General features: G+C 71.8%; 9 protein-coding genes. 6 read left to right on the top strand and 3 right to left on the bottom strand.

Annotation, left to right across the window (positions count from 1 at the left end):
* The first annotated feature begins 25 nt into the window (after positions 1-25).
* Both HY049_01950 and HY049_01945 read left to right on the top strand, forming a co-directional pair.
* The gene (locus tag HY049_01950; GenBank protein MBI3447674.1) at positions 26-7,939 is read left to right on the top strand and encodes an amino acid adenylation domain-containing protein; all 7,914 of its coding nucleotides are present in this window, start codon (positions 26-28) and stop codon (positions 7,937-7,939) included.
* Positions 7,926-18,458, top strand: a complete 10,533-nt coding sequence (locus tag HY049_01945) for an amino acid adenylation domain-containing protein (GenBank protein MBI3447673.1) — start codon at positions 7,926-7,928, stop codon at positions 18,456-18,458. Before HY049_01950 ends, HY049_01945 begins: the two co-directional genes overlap by 14 nt.
* Positions 18,459-18,494: 36 nt before the next feature.
* On the opposite strand, the gene HY049_01940 is transcribed toward HY049_01945, so the two are convergent.
* Together HY049_01940 and HY049_01935 are read right to left on the bottom strand one after the other, a co-directional pair.
* Positions 18,495-19,328, bottom strand: a complete 834-nt coding sequence (locus HY049_01940) for an aspartyl/asparaginyl beta-hydroxylase domain-containing protein (GenBank protein ID MBI3447672.1) — start codon at positions 19,326-19,328, stop codon at positions 18,495-18,497.
* A 104-nt stretch (positions 19,329-19,432) separates the two neighbouring features.
* Positions 19,433-20,257, bottom strand: coding sequence for an FkbM family methyltransferase (locus HY049_01935; GenBank protein MBI3447671.1), 825 nt, complete (start codon positions 20,255-20,257; stop codon positions 19,433-19,435).
* Between the two features lie 202 nt (positions 20,258-20,459).
* Here HY049_01935 and HY049_01930 point away from each other — a divergent pair, with 202 nt between their 5' ends.
* From HY049_01930 to HY049_01915, 4 genes are all read left to right on the top strand, one after another.
* Positions 20,460-23,567, top strand: a complete 3,108-nt coding sequence (locus HY049_01930) for a hypothetical protein (protein MBI3447670.1) — start codon at positions 20,460-20,462, stop codon at positions 23,565-23,567.
* A 53-nt stretch (positions 23,568-23,620) separates the two neighbouring features.
* Positions 23,621-23,878, top strand: coding sequence for an antitoxin (locus tag HY049_01925; protein ID MBI3447669.1), 258 nt, complete (start codon positions 23,621-23,623; stop codon positions 23,876-23,878).
* Positions 23,875-24,309, top strand: a complete 435-nt coding sequence (locus tag HY049_01920) for a PIN domain-containing protein (GenBank protein ID MBI3447668.1) — start codon at positions 23,875-23,877, stop codon at positions 24,307-24,309. The genes HY049_01925 and HY049_01920 overlap by 4 nt, the downstream gene beginning before the upstream one ends.
* A gap of 442 nt (positions 24,310-24,751) precedes the next feature.
* The gene (locus HY049_01915) at positions 24,752-25,297 is read left to right on the top strand and encodes a hypothetical protein (protein ID MBI3447667.1); all 546 of its coding nucleotides are present in this window, start codon (positions 24,752-24,754) and stop codon (positions 25,295-25,297) included.
* Here the strand turns inward: HY049_01915 and HY049_01910 are convergent.
* Positions 25,277-25,519 (bottom strand): PD40 domain-containing protein, encoded by a 243-nt coding sequence (locus tag HY049_01910; GenBank protein ID MBI3447666.1) that lies wholly within the window; start codon positions 25,517-25,519, stop codon positions 25,277-25,279. The two genes, HY049_01915 and HY049_01910, sit on opposite strands and share 21 nt — an antisense overlap.
* Positions 25,520-25,565: the final 46 nt, after the last annotated feature.

The following is a 25,565-nucleotide window of genomic DNA, read 5'->3' as shown; positions in this document are numbered from 1 at the left end:
CAGGAAGACCGATACTCATCCCTCCGTGGCCGCGGCCGGCGCCACCCCACTTTCGGCCGGCCAGCGCGCCCAGTGGCTCCTCCACGAGATCGATCCCGCGAGCCCCGCCTACAATGTTCACCTCTCGCTGAAGGTCCACTCCGAGATCGACGCCGGCGCGCTGCGGCGGGCGTTTCAACGGATCGTCGACCGACACGCTCCCCTCCGCAGCACCTTCCGCACGTTCGACGGCGAGCCATACCAGATCGCGGCAATCGGCGCGCCGGTCCGGTTCGACGAGATCGACGCCCGGGGCTCGAACGAAGAGGCCGTCATGCGCGCCGCCCGCGAGGCGGCGCATCGCCCCTTCGACCTCGCCACGGGACCGGTCTTCCGTGTGAGGCTCTTCACTCGAGCCGCGCACCAGCACGTGCTGCTGATCAGCGCGCACCACATCGTCACGGACATGTGGTCCACGCTCGTCATCATGGACGAGCTCGGCAGGATCTACCCGGCGGAGCGCGCCGGCCTGCCCGCGGAGCTTCAGCCCCTCCCGCTTCAGTACCTCGATTTCGTCCGGTGGCAGGAGGAGATGCTCGCGGGCGCCGAAGGCACGGGCCACGAGCGTCACTGGCGAGCGGCACTCGCGGGGGATCTGCCCGATCTCGAGCTGGCGACCGATCGTCCGCGCGGGGCGGCCCGATCGTCCGCAGGGGAGACGCACCGGTTCCGCGTGGAGCCGGAGCTCGCGGGGAGATTGCATCAGGTCGCGAGGTCCGAGCGCGCGACCCTCTTCACGATCCTCCTCGCGGCCTTCCAGGCCCTCCTCCACCGCGAGACCGGGCAGTCCGACATCATCGTCGGAACCCCCGCCGCGGCCAGAACGCGGGCGGAGTTCGAGAGCCTCGTCGGCTACTTCGTCAACCCGCTTCCAATGCGAGCCGATTTCTCCGGCGACCCGACGTTTCGCGAGCACCTGCGCCGCGCGCACGGAACGGTGATCGGCGCGCTCGAGCACCAGGACTTCCCCTTCCCAACCATGGTGGAGCGCTTCCGTCCCCGTCGCGATCCGTCGCGATCGCCGGTCTTCCAGTCGATGTTCTCTTTCGAGCGCCCCCATCGGGCGGAGGCGCGGGGATCCGCCGCCTTCGTCTTCGGCGAGGACGGAACGCGACGAACGCTCGGAGACCTCGACATCGAGCCCTTCATCCTCGACGTTGAGGGCGCCCAGTTCGAGTTGACTCTCGCCGTGCACGAATCGGGCGGGGGTCTGAATGCCGCGTTCGAGTTCAACAGCGCGCTCTTCCGCCGAGAGAGCATCGAGAGGCTGACGGCGCGTTTCCTCGCCATTCTCGAGGCGATCACGACCGATCCGTCGGTCCGGATATCGGGGATTCGCCAGTTCCCGGAGGATGAGCGCCGCCGGATCCTCCAGATCTGGAGCGGCGCCTCGTCCGCTCCCGCAGGCGCCGAGGCCGTGACCCTCGCGATCGCACGGGCCGCGCGGCGGCGACCTTCGGCCCCGGCCATCACGTGCGGCGCCGAGACCGTCACGTTCGGGGAGCTTTCGGCGCGGGTCGCCGCGCTCGGCCGGCGGCTGCGGGAGGCGGGGATCGGCCCGGGCGCGGTCGTCGGACTTCTCGCCGGACGCTCCCCCCACACGATCGCGGGGATGCTGGCCGTTCTCGAGTCGGGCGCCGCGTACCTTCCGCTGGATCCCGCGCTCCCTCCGCATCGCCTCGCGGCGCTGAGAGCCGACGCGTCCCCTGCGCTCGTCCTCACCCTTCGCAGCCTGTGGCGGCCGCCCGCCAGCGACACGATGCCGGTCCTGATGCTCGACGAGCTTCCGGAGTCCTGGCCGGGAGAAGCAGGGGATCCGCCCGGGAATCCGCACCCCGAGGATCCCGCCTCGATCATCTACACCTCGGGCACCAGCGGCACCCCCAGGGGTGTCGTGATCCCGCACCGCGCCCTGTCGAATCACGCCGCGGCGATCGCCGAAGCCTACGGACTCGGCCCGGCGGACCGCGTCCTTCAATTCGCCTCGCCGGCCTTCGACGTGGCGGCGGAGGAGATCTTCCCGACGCTGGCGAGCGGGGCGACCATCGTGCTCCGGCCCGAGGGTGACGTCCCGGGATTCGAGGAGTTCGATCTGTTCCTCGCGCGGGAGCGCGTCACCGTTCTGAACGTCCCCGCTTCGTACTGGCACGCGTGGGTCCGTGATGCCGATCGCTCGGGTCGTGCGCTCGCGCCCGATCTCAGGCTCGTGGTGACCGGGAGCGAGCGCGTCCCTCCCTCGGGGATCGCACCATGGCGGCGGATCGCACGCGGGCGCGCGAGGCTCGTCAATGCCTACGGACCGACCGAGACGACCATCACGGCAACGCTGCACGCCGCGGACGAGTCTCCGTCCCGTCCCGGAGCCGGCTTCGAGCTGGAGGACGCGAGCGTCCCCATCGGCCGCCCCCTCCCCGGGGTCCGCGTGCACGCCCTCGACTCGCGTGGGCAGACCGTGGGGATCGGCACTCCCGGCGAGGCGGTCATCGGGGGCGTCGGCGTGGCGTTGGGCTACCTCGGGCGTCCGGACCTCACCGCGGAGCGCTTCGTGCCGGATCCCCATGCGACGGAGCCCGGACAGCGGTGCTATCGCTCCGGCGATCGGGTGAGATGGCGGCCGAACGGAGATCTCGACTTCCTCGGCCGCATCGACGACCAGATCAAGGTGCGCGGCTTCCGCATCGAGCCCGCCGAGATCGAGCAGGCGCTGCGCGCGCACCCCGACGTCGCGGAGGCCGCCGTCGTCGCCCGCGCCGACGAGGCGGGCCGCTCCCGTCTCTCGGCTCACCTTGAGCCGCGCCGGCCAGGCGGCGTCCGGCCGCCGGCCGGAGAGCTCTCGGGCTTTCTCGCCTCGCGCCTTCCCGAATACATGGTCCCCGCCGACTACGCGTGGACCGAGGCGCTGCCTCGGACCGCGGGCGGCAAGATCGATCGCCGCGCGCTCGCGCTGCGCGCGCCGGCGGGGCGGGCCGACGCGGAGCCCGAAGGGCCGCGCACCGCCGCCGAACGAGCCCTGGCGGCGATCTGGGCGGATCTGCTCGGCGTGCGGGAGGTCGGCGTCCACGAGAACTTTTTCTCGCTCGGCGGCGACTCGATTCTCGCCCTTCAGGTCGTGGCGCGCGCGCGGGAGCGCGGGCTGCGCATCTCGAGCCGCCAATTCTTCCACCACCCCACGGTGGCGACGCTCGCCGCCGACGCCGGGGAGGCGCTCCCGGCTCCGCAGGTCGACCAGGCCGAGCCGGACGGGGAGATCCCGCTCACGCCCATTCAGCGCTGGTTCTTCGAGCTCGGCTCCCCGGAGCCGCACCACGACAACCAGGCGGTGCTCCTTCGGCTCACCGCGCCGCCGGACGTCGCCGCCCTCACCGGCGCGCTCGACGCGCTCGCCCATCGCCACGACGCGCTCCGGCTGCGCTTCGAGCGGGGGGCGGGTGGATGGCGCCAGCGCGTCGAGCCCGCTCCGGGAACGATTCCTCTCGAGGTCCACGATGCTTCCGTCCTGCCGGCGGGGGGATGCGCACGGGCGATGGAGGAGATCTCGGCGCGCGTCCACGCGAGCCTCGATCTCGCCTCGGGGCCGATCGCGCGCGCGGCGCTCGTCGATCCGGGAGCGGCCGGGGAGGCCCGGCTGCTCCTCGTCGTGCATCACCTCGCGGTGGACGGCGTGTCGTGGCGCATCCTGCTCGAGGATCTCTCGATCGCCTACAAACAGCTCCGCGAGGGAGGCCGGGTCGATCTCCCGCCCCGAACCATGTCGTTCGCCCGCCGCGCGAGGCGGCTCGAGGAGCACGCCCGCGCGGGCGGTGTTCGAGAGGAGAGGGCCTACTGGAGCCCGCCGCTCGCGGGGATGAGCGCGCCCCTGTTCCCGCCCGACGCCGGACAGGAGGCCTCCTCGCGCACCTGGACGGTGCGGCTGCCGGCCGAAGAGACGCGAGCCCTGCTCCAGGCGGGGCGGGGCGGACGGAGCGCCGGCATCCAGGAGTGCATGCTCGCCGCTCTCGCCCGCGCGCTCGCCCGCTGGAACGGGCCGGGGCTCCGGCTCGTGGATCTCGAGGGGCACGGGCGCTTCTCCTTCCGCGACGACGAGGACCTCTCGCGGACGGTGGGCTGGTTCACGGCGCTCTTCCCCGTCCTTCTCGACATCGGCGACCCGGCCTCGCCGCCCGAGGAGGCGCTCGGCCGGGCTCGCGAGGCGCTCCGCGCGATCCCTCGCGATGGGATCGGCTACGGGATGCTCCGCTATCTCGGCGGCGACGCCGGCGTCGCGAGCCTCCTCGAGGCGGCTCCGCGCGCGGAGATCTGCTTCAACTATCTCGGCCAGTTCGATGGGGCTCTCGCGGCCGGAGGACCGTTCGCGTTCGACGACGAGCCGCTCGGCGCCTTCCGGAGCCCGCGGGCGATGCGCTCCCACGCCCTCGAGATCAACGCCCTCGTATCCGACGGCTCGCTCAGCGTCGCCTGGACCTACAGCGACTCGCCCGCCGCGCGCGCGAAGGTCGAGGAGCTCGCCGCGACCTTCCTCGACGCCCTGCGCGAGCTGACGGGCCCGCTCGACGAGCGCGCCGCCGCGTATCCCCTCTCGCCCATGCAGCAGGGGATGCTCTTCCACACGCTGCGCGACGGATCCCGCGGCGCCTACGTCGAGCAGATGAGCTGGACGTTCGAGGGTCCGCTCGACGAGGCGGCGTTGGAGGAGGCGTGGGATCGGCTGGCCGCGAGGCACCCCGCGCTCCGCACCGCGGTCCTCTGGGAAGGGCGCGAGACCCCGCTCCAGGTGACGGCCCCCGCGGTCACGCTGCCGTGGGAGCGGATCGACTGGCGCCACCTCGACGCCCGCGAGCAGGCCCGCCGGACCGAACGGCATCTCCTCGCGGAGCGGGAGAAGGGCTTCGATCTCGCGCGCGCTCCGCTGATGCGCTTCGGCCTCCTGCGTCTGGGCGATGAGCGCCGGCATTTCGTCTGGACCCATCACCACATCATCCTCGACGGCTGGTCCGTCCCCATCCTTCTCGAGGAGCTGGCCGCGATCTACGCGGCGCTCCGCGAAGGGCGCCTCCCCGCGCTCCCCGCCGCGCGCCCGTACCGCGACTACATCGATTGGCTGGCGAGCTGCGATCCGGCGGAGTCCGAGTCGCACTGGCGGCGCGAGCTCGCCGGCCTGCGCGCGCCGACGCGTCCGTTCGTCGAAGGGCCGCGCCCCTCGGACGGCTGCGAAACGATCGACACGGAGCGGCTCGACGCGAGCTGGACGCGCCTCCGGCGCGCCCTCTCCCAGGCGGCGACCTCCGCCCTGGCGCGGTTCGCGCGCGCGCACGGGCTGACGATGGGGACGCTCGTCAGCGCGGCCTGGGGCCTCCTTCTTTCGCGCTACGCCGGGGACGATGACGTCGTCTTCGGCACCGTCCTGTCGGGCCGCCCTCCCGAGCTCGCCGGCGCGGAATCGATGGTGGGGCTCTTCATCAACACGCTCCCGCTCCGGCTGCGCGTGAGCCCGGGGACGCCGCTCCTCGCGTGGCTCGAGGAGGTGCAGCGGCGGCAGTTCGAGCTCCTGAGACGCCAGCACGTTCCGCTTTCCGACGTCCAGCGGTGGAGCGACGTCCCGCGCGGGCAGCCGCTCTTCGAATCGATCGTGGTCTTCGAGAACTATCCCGCGGGGCCCGATTTCGGCTCACGGCTCGCCGGCCTGGAAGTTCGGGACCTCGTGGCGTGGGACAAGACGACGTACCCGATCACGCTCGCCGCCGCCCCCGGAGAGTCGCTCGCGCTCCAGGTCGTCTATGCCGCCGAGCGGTTCGCCGCGCCCGCGATGGCGCGCATGATGGACCACCTCACGACGCTCCTTCAAGACCTGCCGGGAGACGGCGAGCGCCCGCTCCGCGCCCTCTCGATGCTGCCGGACGCGGAGCGCGAGCGCGTGCTCGTCGAGTGGAACAGGCCCGAGAGCGAGGGCCCTGACCGGCCTCCCTCGTACCGCTACCCACGGAGAAGCGTTCACGCGCTCTTCGCCGAACGGGCGGCGCGCCGCTCCGGGGCGGTCGCGGTGCGCTCCGGGGGAAGGAGCCTGACCTACGGCGAGCTCGATCGAGCGGCCGGCCGCCTGGCCGATCGTCTCGTCTCGCTCGGCGCCGGAAACGAGAGTCCCATCGGGATCTGCGTCGAGCGATCGCCGGAGATGCTCATCGGGATGCTGGCCGCGCTGAAGGCGGGAGGGTCCTACCTCCCGCTCGACCCGGCGTACCCGCCCGCGCGGATCTCCTACATGCTGCGGGATTCGGGCGCTCGACATGTCCTGGCCACGCGCTCGACGGCGCCGCTGATCTCGGGCGACGACGCGCGCACGCTCCTCCTGGACGAGAGATCTGCCGACGGGCCGGCGGGCGTCGCGGGAGGTCCCCCCGCGGAGTCCTCCCCCCCGGCGCACGATCCGGCGCTCGACTCCGCCGTCTCCGTGCCGACGCGCGCGGATCGGCTCGCCTGCGTGATGTACACCTCCGGATCGACCGGGGAGCCCAAGGGCGTGGAGGTCTCCCACCGGGGTCTCGTCCGCATGGCGCGCGACACCAACTGGGCGCGCCTCGACGAGAACGACGTCGTCCTCCAGCTGGTCTCGCCCGCGTTCGATCCCTCCGCCGCGGAGATCTGGGGGTGCCTGTTGAACGGAGGCACGCTCGTCCTCCACCCCTCGGCGAAACCGTCGCTGGAGGAGATTGGCGACGTCCTGCGCGAGCATCGCGTGACGATGGCCATCCTCATCACGGGTCTCTTCCCGCCGATGGTCGACGAGCGCCCCGACGACCTCCAGGGGCTGAGGCAGCTCGTCGTGGGAGGGGACGTCATGCCCGCCGTCGCGGCGCGCCGCGTCCTCGAAGCGGTGCCGGGACTGCGTCTCGTGAACGCGTACGGCCCCACCGAGGGGACGGTCGTCGCCACCGCGCACGCGATGAACGACCCCCGCGAGATAGGACCGACGGTTCCGATCGGCCGGCCCGTCGCCAACACGCGCGTCTATCTTCTCGACGGGAGCGGGCGTCCCGCGCCCGTGGGGATCGCGGGTGAGATCTTCATCGGCGGCGACGGCGTGGCGCGCGGCTACCGCGGCCGCCCCGACGCGACGGCCGATCGATTCGTGCCGGATCCGTACGGCTCGCCTGGATCGCGCCTCTACCGGACCGGAGACCTGGCCCGCTGGCGCGGGGACGGACGGATCGAGTTCCTGGGGCGCGCCGACGCCCAGGTCAAGGTGCGGGGCTTCAGGATCGAGCCCGGCGAAGTGGAGGCGGTTCTCGGCGCCCATCCCGACGTCCGGGAGTGCGCCGTCGTCGCGCGACGCGACGCGCGCCAGGAGCTGCGCCTGGTCGCGTACGTGGCCGCGACGGGCGGCGATCCGGACTCGATAGGGCGCTGGCGCGAGCATCTCCGCGAGCGCTTGCCCGAGTTCATGATGCCGGCCGCGTTCGTGATCCTGGAGCGCCTCCCCCTCTCGCCGAACGGAAAGGTCGATCGCGCCGCGCTTCCGGACCCGACGGCGACCCGGCCGGCCGGCGCGGCGCCGCCGGTGGCGCCCCAAACTCCCATCGAGGAGGACGTCGCCGGGATCTGGGCCGATCTCCTGCCGGCGGCTCCGGCCGGAATCGACGACGACTTCTTCGAATCGGGAGGCCACTCCCTTCTCGCGACCCGAGTCATCTCCCGGCTGCGGGCGCGGCTGGGTCCCGTCGTCGAGCTGCGCGATCTCTACGACGCCCCGACGATCCGCGGTCTCGCCGGCCGCATCGAGAGCGCGCTGCTCGGGTCCGCCGCGGCCGCCGGAGTGCCCGATCCCGTCCCCCCCGCTCCCGGCGAGCCCGCGCCCGTGCCGCGGGCACCGCGCCCCGAGAACGGAGTCGAGCGTGGCTCCGCCTGACGGCCGTTCGGGCGGCCCGGAAGGGAGCGATCGCGCGGCGCTCCTCCGCCGGCTGCGCGAGCGGGCGATGCGCGCCGCGGCAGCGGAGGCGATTCCGAGGCGACCCCGCGGGGAGCCGATCCCCCTTTCGTTCGCGCAGGAGCGGCTCTTCTTCGTCGATCAGCTCTCGCCCGGGGATCCCGCCTACAACCTGAGCCTGGCTCTCCGCCTGCGCGGGGATCTCGACGCGCGGGCGCTCGAGCTGAGCCTCGGGCGGCTGGTCGCCCGCCACGAGACGCTGCGGACGACGTTCGCGCCGATCGACGGCATCGTGCGGCAGATCGTGGCGCCCCCCGCCCCCGTCGAGCTCGCGCGCATCGATCCGAGGGGCGATCCCGCCGGGGCCGCCCGCCGGGAGGCGGACCGCCCCTTCGACCTGGCGCATGGCCCCCTCTTCCGGGCTTCGCTCATCGGCATCTCCACGCGCGATCATCTGCTCGTCCTCTCCATGCATCACGCGGTGAGCGACGGCTGGTCGATCGGAGTCCTCGTCTCCGATCTGGCCGCCTTCTATGCCGGGCAGCTCGCCGGAGACGTCGCGCCTCCCGCCGACCTGCCGATTCAGTACGGGGACTTCGCGCTGTGGCAGCGCGCCCGGCTCGAGTCGGGGGCGCTCGAAACGCAACGCCGCTACTGGACGGAGCGCCTCCGCGGCGCGCCGGCGGAGATCGCGATCCCGCTCGATCGCACGCGACGGGCGGCGGCCGCCGCGCCGGCCGCGACGGTCGCGTTCGAGATCGACCCCGGGGCGATCGAGACGATCCGCCGGCTGGCGCGAGAGGAGAAGACGACACTCTTCGCGGCGCTCCTCGCCATCTACCAGGCGATCCTCCACCGCTGGAGCGGCCAGGACGACATCTGCGTCGGGGTGCCGACCGCGGGACGGGTGCACCCGCTGACCGAAGACCTCGTCGGCCTGTTCGTCAACACGCTCGTGATGCGATCGAGCGCGTCGGGCGATCCCACGTTCCGGGAGTTCCTCCGCCGGACCGGCTCAGCGGTGCTCGCGGCTCACGAGTGCGCGGAGTGGCCGTTCGAGCGCGTCGTCGCGGATCTCCGCCCCGACCGCGCGTTCGGCCGGACGCCGTTCGCGGGGGCCGTCTTCGCGTTCCAGAACCTTCCCGGCGCCGCCGTTCGCCTTCCCGGCGTCGAGGTGTCGCCGTTCGCCATCGAGGGGGCCGCCGCGAAGTTCGACCTGGCCCTCGAGATCCAGGAAGCGGAAAGAGGCGTCCTCGGATCGCTCGAGTACCGGAGCGATCTCTTCGACACGGCGACCGCTCGCCGGCTCACCGGATGGTTTTCGACCCTCGCGATCGAGGTCGCGGCCGATCCGGCGCGCCGGATCTCGACGATCCCGTTCCTCGCCGACGAAGAGCGCGCGCAGGTGTTGAACGCATGGAACGGCGACGCGCCTCCGACGGAGACGGCCGAGCTCGTCGAGGGAGATCTCGCCGGGCGCTTCGAGCGCGTGCGGCGCGCGGCGCCGGATCGGGTGGCGGTGAGCTGCGGGAGCGACGCCCTCACCTACGCGGCGCTCGAGGCAAGGGCCGAGGCGATCGCCTCGACGCTGCGCGCGGAGGGAGTGGGGCCGGAGGTGCGCGTCGGCCTCTGCGTCGGGCGCTCCCTCACCATCGCGGCCGGCGTGCTCGGCATCCTGAAGGCGGGGGGCGCCTACGTCCCCATGGATCCGGAATACCCCGCCGGGCGCCTCCGCTATCTGATCGAGGACAGCCGCGCGCGGCTCATCCTGTGCGACCGTTCCACGCGGGCCGCGATCCCCGCGGGCGCGCGCGCCGTGATCCTGGACGATCTCGCCCCGCCGCGCGACGCGCACGCCGCCCCCGGCGATCCGGCCCCTGCACCCGGCCGATCGGATCTCCCCGCCGCGGACGACCCGGCGCGCGCCGCGTACGTCATCTACACCTCGGGTTCGACCGGAAAGCCGAAGGGGGTCGTCGTGACCCACGCCCACGTCCTGCGGCTTTTCCGCGCGGCCGGGCCTCTGTTCGCTTTCGACGCGGACGACGTCTGGACACTCTTCCACTCGCCCGCGTTCGATTTCTCGGTCTGGGAGATGTGGGGAGCCTGGCTCTCCGGCGGGCGCGTGGTGATCGTGCCGCACGAGATCGCCCGCAGCCCGGAGGCGTTCCACGATCTCCTGGCTCGAGAGAGGGTGACGGTGCTGAACCAGACCCCCTCCGCCTTCCGCCAGCTCGCGCGCGCCGACGAGGAGCGCAGAGGGGGCGAACTCGCCCTCCGCTGGGTGATCTTCGGAGGGGAGAGGCTCGAGCCGTCCATGCTGCGCGGATGGTGCGCGCGGCGCGGCGACGAGCGCCCGGGGCTCGTCAACATGTACGGGATCACCGAGACGACGGTGCACGTGACGTGGCGGAGGGTCAGGTCGGCGAACACGCGGGATGGGACGGGGAGCCGGATCGGCCGGCCGCTTCCCGACCTGCGCGTCTACGTGCTCGACGCGGCGGGCCGGCCGGCGCCGATAGGCGTCCCTGGCGAGATCCACGTCGGCGGCGCCGGCGTGGCGCGCGGCTACCTCGATCGCGCCGGGCTGACGGCCGAGCGGTTCGTTCCCGACCCGTTCACGCGCCGCCCCGGGGCGCGCATGTACAGGAGCGGCGACCGAGGGCGATGGATCGACGGCGGAGACCTCGAGTACCTCGGGCGCCTCGACCACCAGGTGAAGGTGCGGGGATTCCGCGTGGAATGCGGAGAGATCGAGAGCGCCCTGGCGGAGCATCCCGGCGTGCGCGAGTGCGCCGTCGTCGCGCGAGACGACGACGGGGAAGATCGCCGGCTCGTCGCCTACGTCGTGGCGGCGGGCTCGAAGGGCGGTCCCGGCGTGGACGAGCTCCGCGCTCACCTCGGCGCGCTCCTTCCCGAGCACATGATCCCCAGCGCCTTCGTCCCGGTGGACCGGCTCCCCCTGACGGCGCACGGGAAGCTCGACCGTGCGGCGCTTCCGGCGCCCGAGGGGACGCGACCCGCGCTCTCCGTTCCCTACGCGCCTCCACGCGGGCGCGCCGAGGAGATCCTCGGGGAGGTGTGGCGCGAGGCGCTGGGGCTGGATCGGGTCGGCCGGGACGACAACTTCTTCGATCTCGGCGGCGACTCCATCCGGAGCATCCAGGTCCGGAGCCGGGCGCGGGAGCGCGGCCTCGCCGTCTCGATCCCCCAGATGTTCGGGCACCAGACCCTGCGCGGGCTCGCCGGCGTCGCGACACGGATCGACCCGTCCGCCGACGCCCCCGCCGGTCCCCCGCCCTTCGGTCTCGTCTCGGCGGAGGATCGCGCCCGGCTCCCGGAGAGCGCCGAGGACGCGTACCCGCTCTCGCGTCTCCAGGCGGGGCTCCGATACCACAGCGAGCGCAGCGAGGACTACACGGTCTATCTCAACTCGCTCCACGTCCGGGCGCGCTACGACGCGCGGGCGCTCGCGGACGCGCTCCACCGCCTGACGGCGCGCCATCCGATGCTCCGCACGTCGATCGATCTCGCGGGCTTCTCCGAGCCTCTCCAGATCGTGCACCGCGAATCCGAAGTCGTGCTTGCGCTCGTGGATCTGCGGCCCCTCGGGACCGCGGCGCAGGAGGAGACGATCCGCCGGTTCATCGAAGGGGAGATGCGCCGCCCGTTCGAGTGGAGCCGCGCTCCTCTCTTCCGGTTCCACGTCCACCTGCGAACCGAGAGCTCCTTCCAGCTCACGATGAGCGAGCCCTTTCTCGACGGCTGGAGCGTTGCAACCCTGCTGACGGAGCTCTTCACGCTCTACCTCGGCGGCGCGGCCGAGCCCGCGAGCGATCCGCTGCGGGCGACGTACCGCGACTACGTCGCTCTCGAGCGCGAGGCGATCGCCTCCGTCGACTGCCGCGGCTACTGGGAGCGCGCGCTGGCCCTCGAGGAGAGGCGGAAGCTCCCCTGTGCGGCTCCGGCCGGCCATTCGGGGCCGCCGCGCGTCCTCAGGATCGATCTCCCGATCGAGCCCGGGGTCGCCGAAGGCCTCAAGCGCGCCGCGCGCGAGGCCGGCGTCCCGATCAAGAGCGTGCTCCTGGCGGCGCAGATGAAGGTGCTCGGGCACCTGACCGGCGCCCGGAGACCGGTGACCGGGCTCCTTGCGAACGGGCGCCCGGAGACGGCGGACGGCGAGAGGATCGTCGGCCCGTTCCTGAACCTCGTCCCTTTCCGCGTGGACCTGAGGGGAGGGAGCTGGCTGGATCTCGTGAGGCGTGCCTTCGACGCGGAACGCGAGATGCTCCCCTACCGCCGCTACCCGATGGCGGATCTCAAGCGGATCGCGGGGGGCGCGGATCTCTTCGACACGGTCTTCAACTTCACCCATTTCCACATCTACCGGAGGCTTCACGCGCTCACCGGGTGCGAGGTCGTGGAGGCGACCGGGAACGAGAACACCTACTTCCCGCTCACGACGCAGGCGAACATGGACGAGGAGACCGGAGCTCTCGGCCTCGCATTCGATTTCCAGTCCCACGTCGTTGACGAGGGCTTCGTGCGCGAGGCGGCCGCCTGCTTCACGCGGGCCTTCGAGTCGATGGCGCGCGCCCCCGGCGAGCCGCACGCTTCGATCTCCCTCCTCTCCCCGCTTCAGCGCGCCGCGGCGACCTCAGGGTCGACGGAAATCCCGCGGTCGGGGACGGCGCCGCGGCGCCTCGACGAGTGGTTCGCCGGGGAGGCCTCGCGCCGGAGCGACGCCGCGGCCGTCGTGTCCGGCGCGGATCGACTCACGTACGGCGAGCTGAGGAGGCGCGCCGGCGCCGCGGCGGCGGGGCTGAGGCGGCTCGGCGTCGGGAGGGGCAGCTTCGTCGGGCTCCTGCTCGAGCGATCGGCGGACCTTCCCGTCGCCGCGCTGGCGGTGCTCGAGGCGGGAGCGGCCTACGTGCCGCTCGATCCGGAATACCCGCGCGAGCGCCTCACGTGGCTGATCGAGGACAGCCGTGCCCGCGTCCTGGTGGCGGGACCCGGCTCGAGGCACCTCCTCCCCACGACCGCGGCGGCGACGCAGGTCGTCACTCTTGAGGAGCTTTCGTCCGCGGCCGCCGGGATCGCCGAGGTCGCCGGGGAGAGGTCGATGCACCCGGACGATGCCGCGTACGTCATCTACACGTCGGGCTCGACGGGCGTCCCCAAGGGGGTCGTCGTGACCCACGCCAACGTGTCGAGCCTCATGGAGAGCGCGCAGGCCCGGTTCGGGTTCGGGGACGACGATGTCTGGACGCTCTTCCACTCTTTCTCGTTCGACTTCTCCGTCTGGGAGATGTGGGGGGCGCTGCTCCACGGCGGGCGGCTCGTGATCGCCCCGCACCGCGTGAGCCGATCGCCGGAGGAGTTCCTGAGCCTTCTGGAGCGGGAGCGGGTGACCGTGCTGAACCAGACTCCCTCCTCGTTCCTCCAGTTGATGCGCGCGGAGGCCGGGCGCCCGCGCGGCGATCAGGCTCTGCGATGGGTGATCTTCGGCGGCGAGGCCCTCGACCCGGCGAAGCTGCGCCCCTGGGTCGAGCGTCACGGCGACCGCTCGCCGCGGCTCGTGAACATGTACGGCATCACCGAGACGACGGTGCACGTGACCTGGCACGATGTGCGCCGCGCCGAGGTGGAGGCCGGCGGGGCCAGCGCCATCGGGAGGCCGCTCGATCATCTGCGCGCCTACGTGCTGGACGGCGAGGGGCAGCCGACTCCCCCGGGGGCGATCGGAGAGCTGTGGGTGGGGGGCTCGGGGGTCGCGCGCGGATACCTGAACAGGCCGGAGCTGACCGCCGAGAGGTTCGTCCCCGATCCGTTCGCGGCCGCGTCCGGAGCGAGAATGTACCGGAGCGGCGATCGGGCCCGGCGCCGGCCGGAAGGAGATCTCGAGTATCTGGGGAGGTCGGATCGTCAGGTCAAAGTGCGCGGATTCCGCGTCGAGACCGGTGAGATCGAGTCGGCCCTCGCCGGCCACCCGGACGTGGCGGCGAGCGCCGTCGTCGCGCGCGAGGACGAGGCGGACGATCGCCGCCTCGTCGCGTACTTCGTCCCGCGCGCGGGGGGCACGGTGTCCGGGACCGTGCTCCGGGACTTCCTGAAGGCGACTCTCCCCGCGCACATGGTCCCCGCCTCGTTCGTCCCGCTCGACGCGCTCCCCCTCACGGCGCACGGAAAGCTCGACACGCGCGCCCTGCCCGCGCCCGGCCCGGACCGCCCCCACCTCGCGGTGGCGTACGCGCCGCCGTCCGACGCGCTGGAGATCCGCCTCGCCGCGATGTGGCGGGACGTCCTCCGCCTCGACCGGATCGGCGTGCGCGACGATTTCTTCGAGCTCGGCGGCGACTCCATCCGCGCGACGCAGCTCGTCGCCCGCCTGCGCGAAGCGCTCGACACGGACATCCGCGTCGGGGCGCTCTTCGACGCGCCGACGATCGCGCAGCTCGCCGTCAGGATTCGCGCGGCGGCGAGACCGGTGCCGCCGGCGCGGTCCGACGGGTCGGCGACCGCGGCTGAACGGCGCGCGCCGAGCGATCGCCGGATCCCGCTCTCGTTCGCCCAGCGACGGCTGTGGTTCCTGGACCGGCTGGAGCCGGGGAGCGGGGTGTACAACGTGCCCGCGGCCCTTCGCCTGCGGGGATCCCTCGACGTTTCGGCCTTCCGCCGCGCGTTCGACGGGATCGTGCGCCGTCACGAGCCGCTCAGGACCACCTTCGGGGAGGAAGCAGGGGAGCCGTTCCAGATCGTCCACCCGGCCCCCGACGGCGACGCCCCCGAACCCGCGGCGGGCGTCCCGCGCATGGATCTCGTCGACCTCGGCGCGCTCGACCCCGTCCGTCGGGAGACCGAGGCGCTTGCGCTGGCGCAGGAGGAGGCGAGAGCGCCGTTCGATCTCGAGCGAGGGCCTCTGGCGCGCGCGCGGCTGGCGCGCCTGGGGGACGACGAGCATCTCCTCCTGATCAACTTTCACCACGCCGTCGCGGACGGGTGGTCCACCGGGATCTTCCTCGACGAGATGGCGGGGCTGTACGGGGCCCTGCGTGAAGGCCGTTCGTCACCCCTCGTGGCGCCCGTCTCGCGGTTCGCGGATCACGCCGCGGCGCAGCAGCGCGCGCTCGAGAGCGGCGCGCTCGACGCGGAGATCGCGTGGTGGAGGGAGGCGCTGGCCGGCGCTCCGGCGCTCGATCTTCCGGCCGACCGCCCCCGTCCCGCCCTTCCCAGCTTCCGCGGGGCGCGCGTCGCGGTCTCGATCGATCCTCAGATCGTCTCGGCGCTCCGGGAGCTGGGCCGCACATGCGGCACGACGCTCTTCATGACGTTGCTGGCGGCCTTCGAGACGTTGCTCCACCGCTGGTCGGGCCAGACCGACTTCTGCGTGGGGACTGCCGTCTCGGGACGTCCCCGCCGTCAGCTCGAGGGGACGATCGGGTTCTTCGCGAACACGCTCCCGCTCCGGGGGGATCTCTCCGGAGATCCCCCGTTCACGGAACTTCTCACGCGCGTCAGGCGGGGGGCGATCGAGGCGTTCGAGCGACAGGAGGTTCCGTTCGAGAGGATCGTGGAGGAGCTTCGACCCGCCCGAGATCTGAGCCGTCAGCCCCTCTTCCAGGTCATGTTTGCTTTCCAGCGCGCGGCGAGCGCAGCGCCCGGCTTCCCGGGGATATCCGCGACGTTCCTCGACCTCGATCCCGCGACGTCGAAGTTCGATCTCACCCTCTCGCTCGCCGAATCGGAGGGGGAGGTGGCGGGTATGCTGGAGTACAGCACCGATCTCTTCGACGCCGCGACGATGCGTGCGCTCGCGGGGCAGTTCGGGAGGCTCCTGCCGTCGATCGCGTCGACCCCTTCACGACGCCTCTCGGAGCTGGCCCTCTCGACGGACGAGGAGCGCCAGGAGCTCGTCCGCGCGGCCGCCACGAGCTGGGGGGTCGCCCTGAACGGAGGGATCGGGAGCGGGCCGTGGATGCCGCTCCACGAGCGCCTGGTGGACCGCGCGCGCGCGATTCCCGACGCCCTCGCCGTCGCCTTCCGGAATGAGCGCCTGACCTACCGCGAGCTCGAGGAACGCAGCGGGATCCTTTCGGAACGGCTCCGCGCGATGGACGCCGTGCGGAGGTCGCTCGTCGCGGTCTGCTCCGGACGATCCGTCGAGATGGTGGTGGGAATCCTCGGCACGCTCCGGTCTGGCGGCGCGTACGTGCCGATCGACCCCGCCTGGCCCGAAGCGCGCATCGCGGCCGTCCTCGAGGACGCGCGCCCCGCGGTCGTGCTCGCGACCTCGGCGGCGACCGGCCGCCTGCCGCGCCGCGGTCCGCCGATCTTCGTCCTCGACGGACCTCCGGCTTCTGGCGGGGCGCGGGAGGGGCGCGGCACCGCAGTGCGTCCCGGCGATCTCGCATACGTCCTGTACACCAGCGGGTCGACCGGCCGGCCGAAGGGGGTCGAGGTGACTCACGCCGGGCTCCTCCATTCCACCGCGGCCCGCGCCGACGTCTACCGCGAGCCGGTCGACCGCTTCGTCCTCGTCCCGTCGTTCGCCTTCGATTCGTCCGTCGCCGGGATCTTCTGGACGCTCCTCGACGGCGGCGCGCTGATCGTCGCGGCGGACGACGAGGTGTCCGATCCGCCGGCGCTCGCCCGCTTGATCGCCCGTCACCGCGCCTCGCACTTCCTCGGGATACCGGCGCTCTACGACGCGCTGCTCGAGGCGGCGTCCGGCGGCGAGCTCGACTCGCTTCGCACGGCAATCGTGGCCGGGGAAGCGTGTCCGGCGGAGCTCGTCGTCCGGCACGAGGCGAGGCTTCCAGGCTCGCGGCTCTTCAATGAGTACGGCCCCACGGAGGCCACGGTCTGGAGCACCGTCCACGAGGTCCGCGACCGGCGACCCCGCGCGAGAGTTTCGATCGGCCGCCCCATCCCCGGAGCTCGCGTCCACATTCTCGACGGCCGGATGGAGCCGGCTCCTTTCTGCGTGTCCGGGCAGATCGCCGTCGGCGGCGCCGGCGTCGCGCGCGGGTACCTGAACCTCCCCGATCGAACCGCCGAACGCTTCGTCCCCGATCCGTTCGCGGACGACGGCTCGCGGCTCTATCTGACAGGCGACGTCGGGAGACGGCTTCCCGACGGCACGATCGAGTTCCTCGGGCGGCGCGACGGACAGGTGAAGATCCGAGGCGTCCGCGTCGAAGCGGAGGAGGTCGAGGCGGTGCTCGCGTCTCACCCTGCGGTCGCGGAGGCCGCGGTGGTGGCGCGCCCCGCCGCCGCGGGCGAGGCGATCCTGGCGGCTTTCGTCGCCCCGCGCGACGGGGAGCGGATCGAGATCGCCGACCTGCGTCGATTCGCGGCGGCGCGGCTCCCGGCGGCGATGGTCCCCGGCGTCATCGTCCGCGGCGGCCCGCTCCCGCGCACCGGGACGGGCAAGCTCGATCGACGAGCGCTGGCGGCGATGCCGGTCGAGGCGGACGACGCAACGAAGGGGATCCCGCCGCGCGACCCGCTCGAGCGGTCGCTCGCGCGGATCTGGTCGGAGCTCCTCGGAATTCAGCAGGTGGGAGTCCTGAGCTCGTTCTTCGATCTCGGGGGACACTCGCTGCTCGCCGTCCGGCTGGCCGCCCGGATTGAGCGGGAAATCGGTGTGCGCCTTCCGATCGCCTCGTTCTTCCAGCACGACACCATCGCCGCCCTCGCCGCGTCGCTTCGCGAGTCCGAATCCGCCTCGGGGGCGACGGCGAGGGCGTTCGACGGAGCCCGGAGCGGAGCCTCGCGCTCCTCGCCGCGCATCGTCGAGCTCCAGCCGGCCGGAAAGACGCCCCCGCTATGGCTCGCCCACGGGATCGGGGGCGATCTGATGAGCTACGCGCCGCTCGTCCGTCGTCTCGGAGCCGGTCGCCGGATTCTCGGCCTCGAGTCCGGAGCCCTCACGGGAAACGGCGAGGTCGCGCCCTCTCTCGCCGAGATGGCCGAGCGCTACGCGCGGGAGGTGCGTCGGGCGCAGCCTTCCGGCCCCTACCGCCTCGCGGGCTGGTCGTTCGGAGGGGTGCTGGCGCTCGAGATCGCCGGAGCCCTCTCCCGGGGAGGCGCCGGCGAAGCGCTCGTCGCGCTCGTCGACGCCCACGCGCCGACCGGTGAATCCGCGAAGGGCGGCGGGGACGGGTCGTCGCCGCCCGGGCTCCTCGCGCCGGAGATGCTCGCCTGGCCGCCGGACGACACCTCGCGCTTGCAGGCCGAAGCCCTGTTCCGCGGGCACCTCGAATCGCTCGCGCGCCACAGGCCCGGCACGTTCCGCGGCCGCGCGCTCCTCATCCGGGCCGCCGCGGACGGCGTCGAGCCCGAGGATCCGACCCTGGGGTGGAGCTCGATCGCCGCCGGCGGCCTCGAGATTCACGATGTCGCGGGAGATCATTTCGACCTCGTCCGCGAGCCTGCGGTCCGTGCGGTCGCGGAGCTCCTGCGCGGCTGGCTCGATCGCGCCGACCGCGCCGCACGCTGAGGACCGCCCCCCTGAGACCCCGACGGCCGGAGGCGATCACCCCACGCCGCGAAGGGCGGCGAGGGCGGCCCGCTGGCTCTCCTCGGTCCCTCCCGCCGCCTCGATCACCTGTCCGTGAAGGGTCCCGACGGCCTCGATCTCGACCGCTGACAACGCGGGATGCCAGTACCTCGCGATGAGGACGACCCGCTGCGAGTCGCCGTCGTGCCTCACCTCGTGCTCGAACGAGTCGTTGAAGACGAGCCCTCTCCCCTCCACCCAGCTCCGGCTCTCCGCTCCGACCCGGATGAGGCAACCGGGAGGCACGATGACGCCCAGGTGAGCCGTGAGGAAGAAGTTGGCGGCGCCGCAGTGGGGGGCGATCCGCGCGCCGGGGCGAAGCGCGGAGAACTGCGCGGTGACCGGCTCGCCGAGATCGTAGCGGAAGATGTCGCGGAGGAGGCCCACCGTTCCGGGACAACGCTCCTCGGCGGAAGGTTCGTGCAGATCGTAGACGGTCCACTGCCCTGATTGCGGCGCGATCCGGAATTTCTCGGCGCGATAGGAGCGGCCGTCTCCGTGGACGTACGGGACGAATTCCGCCCGGGACGCGATCAGGCCGTCGAGCTCCTTCCGGACCGCGGCGAACCCTGCCTCGAGCCGTGGCATCCAGGGGACCACCTCGTCGGGCCAGGCGCGATCGTCGAGCCCCGGGAAGAAGTACAGCTCGGGGCGCTGAAGGGGATCGCCCACGGGACGTGGGGCCCTCCCGAGCACCATGCGAACGAACTCGCCCACGCGCTCGAGCGGAGCCTCGCCGTGCTGCCGCCGCAGTTCGGCGAGCGTCCCGAGCAGGGCCGACTCGAGGGCTTCGCGAGGGATTGGAGACATCGTTCGGGCTGGGGGTCCACCGGATGTTCGCAGGGAGCCTCGCACACGCCGGGCTCCCGCGTCCACGTCCTCAGGGCCGCCCCGAACGGAACGCGGACCCGCGCTCACCGATCGAACACGAAGTTCTGCGACTTGAGGCCCCGAAGCTCGATCGTCCAGGCGCTGCGGGCCGTGAGCGAGTAGCCGAACGCCGTGAGCTTGCGCTCCGCCCATGTCGTCTCCGCGTCCCCGCGGCGCGTCACCTCGACGAGTATCGATCGGAGCCTCCCCGACGCGAGAATCGCCGCCGCGCCGTCGAGGATCCTCTCCTCGATCCCGTCGACGTCGATCTTCAGGAGCGTCGGATGCGGGAGGCCGTGCGAGAGGACGAGACGATCGAGCGTCGTGGCGACCGTTCCCTGCCGGATCGTGGGCGGCTCGCTCCGCAGCTCGCTCGGAGCGCCCAGCGAGTGCAGCGCGGACCCCGGCTCCTGGCCGTAGACGTGGAAGAGCTCGAACGACTCGCGGTCGGAGAGGGCGAGGCTGCACGGCGTCACGTTCTCGAGCCGGTTGATCAGTATGTTCCTGGTCAGGCTCGAGAAGCTGTGGGATTCCGGCTCGAACGCGTAGACGCGGCACCCGGGCCTGAGCTTCGCGGCGTAGAGGGAGTAGAGCCCGACGTTCGCCCCGGCGTCGAAGAGGACGTCGCCGTCCACGAGGCGCCCCCGGAGCCACTCGATCGTCTCGGGCTCCTTCGTGGCGTAGGTGTCCGCGCGATAGTGCTCGCTGGAAGAGGAGACGGCGAGCGCGACCCGGACGCCGCCGACGCGGCACCGCCTGACGGGAAGGAGAAAGCGCCGCGCGGTGCGCACGACGTGCCGGCCCTCCCAGTAGACGATCGACGGGAGTTCGGCGAGGACCCGTTTCACGCGAGCGGCGCGGTGCGTCACGGGCATCCCTCCCATGGACCCGGCTCCGGCCGGGGAAGCCCTGAGCCTGACGGTTGAACTCGTGGGAGGGTAGACGCCGGCCGGCCGGTTCGCGAATCGTGCGGGACGAGTCCCATTGCCCGGACGGCACGAGTCGCCGTACACTTCCCCCGCCTTCCCTGCAGGATTTCAGGTGACGACCGAATCGCCAAGGAGGTCCCCCGTGCGCCCGCCGCCCCGCGCGATCCGATCCCTTCTTCCCGTCGTGCTCGTCCTCGCCGCGCTGCCGGCCGCCTCCCCCGCCCTCGCCGCCCCCACGGTTTTCCGCGAGGTCTTCCATCGTCCTGCGCACGCGCAGGCCGGCGCCCCCGTGATGTTCGAGGTGAGCGATCTCGCGACCCCCGTCCACGTCTTCTTCACGAAGGCGTCGGGCGGCACCGTCGAGGCGACGCCGGTCACCGTGGATCTCGTCCGCGGCCTCGTCATCACGCATGTCCCGGCGACGGCCGGGGACGGCGACGTCGTCGTGCGGGCGAACGGCGTGGATTCGACCGGCTTCTACTTCAGGGTCGACTTCTCCCCCTTCGCGCAGGGGAGCGACACGGTGACCGGCACGGTGAAGATCGGATCGGGGAGCGCCGTGAGCGGCGCCCTCGTCGTGCTTCTCGAGGACGCATGCGGCGAGTTCGTCCTTCGTGATTTCACGGGGACGGATCCCAACGGACGCTACACGCTCCACAGCCGCGCCGGAAGCCATCTCGTTCTGACTTTCCCTCCGAACACCGCCGGACTCGCGAGCGGATCGGCGCCGGTCACCACCTCGCCGACCCCCGCGACGGCGAACATCGTCCTGGAGGCGGGAACGCTCGTCACCGGCACCGTCCTCGACTCGGCGAACGCGCCTGTCGGCGGCACGCGCATCACGTTCGACCTCGAGAGCGGCTCCGGCCACGAGGAGGCGGTCGCCGACCCGAGCGGCGACTACTCGGTCCGCCTGGCCGGCGGCCTCTGGACCTTCACGATGAGCCCCCCGGTGGGGGACACCACGCACGCCTTCCTCTCGACGCAGGTCCTCGTCTTCGGCTCGAGCCTCCCGGTCGGAGGGCTCAAGCTCGCGAAGGGGGTGCCGATCTCCGGGACGTTCACGCGCGCCCTCGACGGCACGCCGATGGCGGGAGCGGAGGTCTTCTCGGTGACGACCAGCCCCTGCTGCCCCGACAACGACAGGAAGACGACCGCGGGGGACGGGAGCTTCTCGATCATCGCTCCCATGAACAGCACCAGCACGCTGAACGCCGACCTCGACCCCGAGGTCGCCCTCATCGGGCCGACGGTGATGGACGTGGCCGTCGCCTCGGTGGGGATCACTCAGGACCTGACCGCCGAAGAGGCGGTGACGATCTCGGGGACGCTGGCCGACAAGAGCGCGAAGGGGCTGCGGGACGTGACGGTGCTTGCGACGCACGCGGCCGGACTCTTCGCGACCGCCGCCACGAGCTGCCCGGACGGCACCTACAAGCTCCACGTCCTGCCGGATCCCAACGGCTTCTTCATCAAGACGGGGCCCCCCAACCCGCGGACGACCGCCCCGGTGATGACCTTCAAGTCGTGGACCAACGACCCCAACGGGACCTTCTTCCCCTGCGAGGCGGACCCCGTCCCCGCCACGTCGCCGTCGACCCCGATGACGGGCGTGGACTTCATCCTCGGCCTCGCGGCGAAGGCCAAGGGGAGGGTCTCGACCCAGACCGCGTCCTGCACCGACGATCTCGGGACCTTCGGTCTCATGGTCGACGACGGCGTCGATCACGCGTGCTCACTGGGCGATCTCGATCCGAACTCCCTCTTCGGAGGCGGCTTCACGCTGATCGGCCTCCCTTCGACGAGCGACCTTCCGTCGCTGCGCGCCTGCTCCATGCTTCCCGGGTTCGACGCTCAGTGCTACAACATGAAGACCTTTCCGGATTTCGACCCGATCACGATCCCCCCCGGCGGCGTCAAGACCGGCCTCGACCTCTGCGTGGCGCCGTGCACGCCGACGACCTGGTTCCAGGACCTCGACGGCGACCACCACGGCGATCCGGGCAGCACGCAGTTCGAGTGCAACCAGCCCCCCGGCTACGCGGCGGTGGGCGACGACTGCAACGACGCCGATCCGAACATCCATCCGGGAGCGGCCGAGATCTGCAACGACGTGGACGACGACTGCGACGGCAACGTCGACAACTTCACCTCCCACTGCGGCGCGGGTGCCTGCGCCTCGACGGGAACGTGCGCCGCCGGCGTCGACTCGTGCGTGGCGGGGACCCCCACCGCCGAGGTGTGCAACGGCGTCGACGACAACTGCAACGGCCAGGTGGACGAGGGGAATCCCGGCGGCGGCGCCGCGTGCGCCACGGGGCAGCCGGGGGTCTGCGGCCCCGGCATGCAGACGTGCACCGGCGGAGCGCTCATGTGCGTCCGCACGACGAACCCCTCGCCCGAGGTCTGCGACAATCTCGACAACAATTGCGACGGGACGGTCGACGGCTTCGCGACCGCCTGCGGCTCGGGAGCCTGCGCGTCCACCGGGACGTGCGTCGCGGGCGCCGACTCGTGCATGGCGCTCACGCCCCAGACCGAGGTCTGCAACGGCATCGACGACGATTGCGACGGGATGACGGACGAGGGGAACCCGGGGGGCGGCGCCCCCTGCGCCACCGGGCTGATGGGGGTCTGCTCACCGGGAACGGAGACCTGCACGAACGGTTCGCTCCAGTGCGCGGCTCTCATGACGCCCACCGCGGAGGTCTGCGACAACCTCGACAACGACTGCGACGGGACGGTGGACGGCTTCGCGACCTCCTGCGGAATGGGGCGCTGCGCGGCGGCGGGGAGCTGCGTGGCGGGAAGCGATACGTGCGCCGCTGGGGCGCCGGGGACCGAGGTCTGCGACGGCGTCGACGACGACTGCGACGGCCAGGTGGACGACGTCTCCGGGGGGTGCACCCTCTTCGTCGCCGGGCCGCTTCCGGGGGAGCCGCTCGACTGCACGTCGCCGTTGACGTCCCAGCCGACGATCACCTGGAACGTGGACCGCTACGACAAGTTCAAGGTCTTCATCTCGACGATGCCCACCTTCCCGTCGTCGGCCCGGGTCACGAGCGGGAGCGCGCTCATCGTCACGGGATCGTGGCACGTGAAGGCGAAGGCGTGGAACTCGATCTGCAAGAAGGCGGTCAACGGCGGATCGCTCTTCATCCGGATCCAGGGAATCGACAACCTCGCGCCGAGGACCGACCCGCTGAAGAAGTTCATCAGCCCGGTGACGGTGGCGGCGGTGGTGAAGTAGGCGGCTACGGCGAGCATGACATCTGATGCGCCATGCGTTAGCATCAGCGCATCATGAGAACGACCCTCGACATCGATGCCCCGGTCCTGAAGGAGCTGAAGCGCCTTCAGCTGCGTGAGAGGAAGTCGCTCGGGCGACTCGTCTCCGACCTCCTTGCGGTGGCCTTGAAGAGGAACCCATCAAAGTCGGAGGGGCCGGTGGAATTCCACTGGACCGCCCGCCGCATGGGGTCGCGAGTCGATCTCGCCGACCGGGAGTCCATCTTCGAGCTCATGGAGCCGCCGCCGGCGCGAGGAAAGCGGCGCCGGTGAGCTTCGCAGTCGACGTCAACGTCCTCCTCTACGCCAGCGATTCGGCGAGCGAGCGGCACACCCGCGCGATCCGGTTCCTCCGGGAACGGGCGCGGGGCGGAGAGGTCATGTGCCTCGCCTGGCCCACGATCCTCGGTTACCTCCGCGTCGCGACCCATCCATCGATCTTCGACGAGCCCCTCACCCACACGGAGGCGGTCTCCAACGTGGCCGCGCTTCTCGCGCTCCCCCACGTGCGCGCCCTCTCGGAGGAGGAAGGGTTCTGGCCGGTGTACAGGTCGGTGAGCAGCGGAGTGCCGATCCGGGGGAACCTCGTACCCGACGCGCACCTCGCCGCCATCCTCCGTCAGCACGGGGTGACGGTCCTCTACACGGTGGATCACGACTTCCGCAAGTTCGACTTTCTCGACGTGCGCGATCCCTTTGGTTGATGCGGCGGCCCCGGGACCGGCGTCCCTGACCGCTGTTTCGCTCCCTATGGCCCTCCCCACTGCGACCGCGCGGCCGCCGTCACGATGGCGTCGCACTGCTTGCCCGTGAGGAGACCTGTCTTCCTGAGCGCCCCGCACGCGTTGTCGACGCAGGAGACGAAGGCCCCGTGTCCCTGCCATGACGCTTTGGGGTCGAAGGTCGGTCCGCTGGCACAGTCCTGATCCCACGGATCGCCGGGGATGTCGAGGCTCGGCGTGCCGGGGACGCCGGGATGGACATTCGCGCAGGCCGCGACTCAGGCGATTCCCATCACGAGTGCGGCCTTCGACCCACTGCGTGTGCGCGACATCCCGCCGATGAAGGATTCATCGGACGGGCGTGTCGTCGAGGAGCGGGTCGCGCCAGAGCGGTAGACTGGGGAGTCGCACAAGGAGGGCTTCGATGCTCGACAAGCGGATACGGGTTCTCATCACGGCGGTGGCCGTCGCAACTTTTTCGGGCGCGCTCTCCTCGTCCGCCGAGCCGCCCCAGGCCGAGCGGCCGCAGGAGCTCGCCCAGGGAATTCGCGATCTGAACCGATCGATTCAGGAGATCGCCTCGCTGCTCCGCGAGCAGCTCAAGAAGCAGCAGACGGATCTCCTCATGAAGCGCGTCGACATCAAGGAGCGCGCGCTCTCGGCCCGGGAGACGGAGCTCCGAGGCGCCACGGCCGAGCGAAACGGCCTTGGCGACGCGTTGAAGGGGATTCAGGCCCGGAGCGAGCAGCTCGGCGAGGAGATCGGCCGGGAGGAGCGGCCCGGAGCGCGCAAGCCGGACAGCGAATCCTCCCGCGAGCGGGCCGGACTGGACCTGCAGGAAAAGCTTTTCAAGGACAAGCTCGCGGCGGCCGAGCAGCGGGTCTCCGAGCTGGAGAACGACGTCGCCAGGTATCGCGACGAGATCAGGACGTGGGAGGAGCTCGTCGATTCACAGCTCGGTCTGCGATAGGCTGCCCACGCCATGCCACTTCCCTCCCGGCCCCGGGAAGGGCTTCACGTAGATCTCGCCGCGTCCCGACTCGTTGGACGCGTACGCGATCCACCGCCCATGGGGAGAGAATCGCGCGTTCGACGTCCACCTCAAGCCCGGCACCGACTGGGCGTACGACATCTCCCCCGACGGGCAGCGATTCCTCCTGAACGTCGCGCTCCGGGATGAAACGCCCGCCACGATCACACTCGTCCAGAACTGGGCCGCGCAGATCAAGAGGTGATCG

It is taken from the genome of Acidobacteriota bacterium (assembly GCA_016195325.1).
Lineage (GTDB): Bacteria > Acidobacteriota > Polarisedimenticolia > JACPZX01 > JACPZX01 > JACPZX01.
Note: the sequence above shows the minus strand (reverse complement) of the source record. Positions and strands in the feature narration are given on the sequence as shown.

Excerpts from the sequence above, each read along its gene's own strand:
- HY049_01940 (MBI3447672.1), bottom strand. The coding sequence starts at position 19,328 with ATGTCTCCAATCCCTCGCGAAGCCCTCGAGTCGGCCCTGCTCGGGACG.
- HY049_01925 (MBI3447669.1), top strand. The coding sequence starts at position 23,621 with ATGAGAACGACCCTCGACATCGATGCCCCGGTCCTGAAGGAGCTGAAG.
- HY049_01915 (MBI3447667.1), top strand. The coding sequence starts at position 24,752 with ATGCTCGACAAGCGGATACGGGTTCTCATCACGGCGGTGGCCGTCGCA.